This is a genomic window from Citrobacter sp. MGH 55, from assembly GCF_016906145.1.
Taxonomy (GTDB): Bacteria; Pseudomonadota; Gammaproteobacteria; order Enterobacterales; family Enterobacteriaceae; genus Citrobacter_A; species Citrobacter_A amalonaticus.
Genome location: NZ_CP070239.1, coordinates 3,386,827 through 3,388,173, shown reverse-complemented (window position 1 = coordinate 3,388,173; position 1,347 = coordinate 3,386,827). Strand labels below are relative to the sequence as shown.

The following is a 1,347-nucleotide window of genomic DNA, read 5'->3' as shown; positions in this document are numbered from 1 at the left end:
GACAACGCCGTACGCGCCGCCTGCCGCCGCTGCACCGAGGAAATCCAGCAGGCCATGCGCAAGAAGCCAAAGCCTAACTGGAACGAAACGGTGCCACCCATCATCAACAAGCATCACAAGAAAATTGAAGCTCTGGGAGTTAGCCTCCTGGAGTTCGTTGTATACACAGGTCGGCTTAATCGCCGCTTCGGAGTGGATTCATGAGCAATTCGATAGCAGACGGAGCGAAATTAACTCCGGAAACATTCGCAGATTTCATTGAGCGCTTGAGGTATCACCATCGCGGCGATGGTGTTAATCGTCACGCCACCGCCGATCCGATTTTCATGGTTCAGAAGCAGGCAACCATTTATGGCCTGGCAGAAGAGTACGGCGAATCGAAGATAGTCCATTTCGAGGAATGCGAATGGGACAGCCCGCAGGAGTATTGGGATGATCTTGATGAACAGCAGCAGGAAGAGTTAAACGCCTTCTGCATTGACCAGTGCGACACAGCCTTTACGGATCTCGATGAAGACGCTCAGTGGGAAGTGCTGACTGACCTTGATGGCCACACTGTCTGCGGTACATGCAAAGAGTGGCAGAACATCAACGCTCATTTTACCCGTGAAGCAGCGGAGGCTTTCATTCGCCGCAAACAGCATGATTATCCTCCTCTGCGAGTCTACGTCGAAAGCATGTACTTCGGCTGGGAGTATCAGGAAATCGTCCGCGCTCTATGCGACGGAAGGCTGGTGCTAACTGAAAAAAATGGCAGTACGGAATGAACAGGGCCTCACCAGTTGATTTGAGGAAAAGCCTCGAAATTGCAAACCACCTGGCGCATATCGGGATTCGCTTTGTGCCGATCCCGGTGGCGACAGAAGAAGAATTCCAGACACTGGCCGCCGAGCTATCGCGACGGCTTGAAAATATGGCTGTCGAAGCCGAGAAGAATGAAGGCGGTGCCGCATAAAGGCACTAATCACCAGGTCGCTAAAGCGGCCTTTTTTAATGCTGGCGTTCACCTTCAACCGAATTAACCGACAGTTCCGGGAGCATTGACCATGGCCGATATCATCGATACCGCAGCAGAGATTGAAGAGCTTCAGCGTAACGCTGCCCTTTCCGCTCACCGACTCAACCGTAACGCCGTATCAGCTGAGCGTTGTGAAGAATGCGACGAACCAATTCCCGAGCCGCGGCGCGCTGCCGTTCCCGGGTGCCAGACGTGCGCTGAGTGCCAATCCGTCATCGAGTTGAAGAATAAGCAGAGGGGGTTCCAGTGAAAGAGCTCGGAATGATTTTTAACGGCGAGATGGTGCGCGCCATCCTCGGCGGCCGGAAGACTCAGACGCGGCGCATCGT

At 53.7% G+C, this 1,347-nt stretch carries 4 protein-coding genes; all 4 read left to right on the top strand.

Annotation, left to right across the window (positions count from 1 at the left end):
- Positions 1 to 204, top strand: a 204-nt coding sequence (locus tag JTI98_RS13805; RefSeq protein WP_216081381.1) for a hypothetical protein, incomplete at its 5' end; no start/stop codon positions are given.
- Entirely contained in the window at positions 201 to 767 is a 567-nt protein-coding gene (locus JTI98_RS13800; protein ID WP_216081380.1) for a hypothetical protein, read from the top strand. The genes JTI98_RS13805 and JTI98_RS13800, both read left to right, overlap by 4 nt.
- A complete protein-coding gene (locus JTI98_RS13795; RefSeq protein ID WP_001856439.1) occupies positions 764 to 955 on the top strand; it encodes a DUF1382 family protein in 192 nt (63 codons plus the stop codon). The genes JTI98_RS13800 and JTI98_RS13795 overlap by 4 nt, the downstream gene beginning before the upstream one ends.
- A 91-nt stretch (positions 956 to 1,046) precedes the next feature.
- Positions 1,047 to 1,268 carry a TraR/DksA family transcriptional regulator gene (locus JTI98_RS13790; protein ID WP_216081379.1) on the top strand — a complete coding sequence of 74 codons (222 nt, stop codon included), beginning with the start codon at positions 1,047 to 1,049 and terminating at the stop codon, positions 1,266 to 1,268.
- Positions 1,269 to 1,347 lie beyond the last annotated feature (79 nt).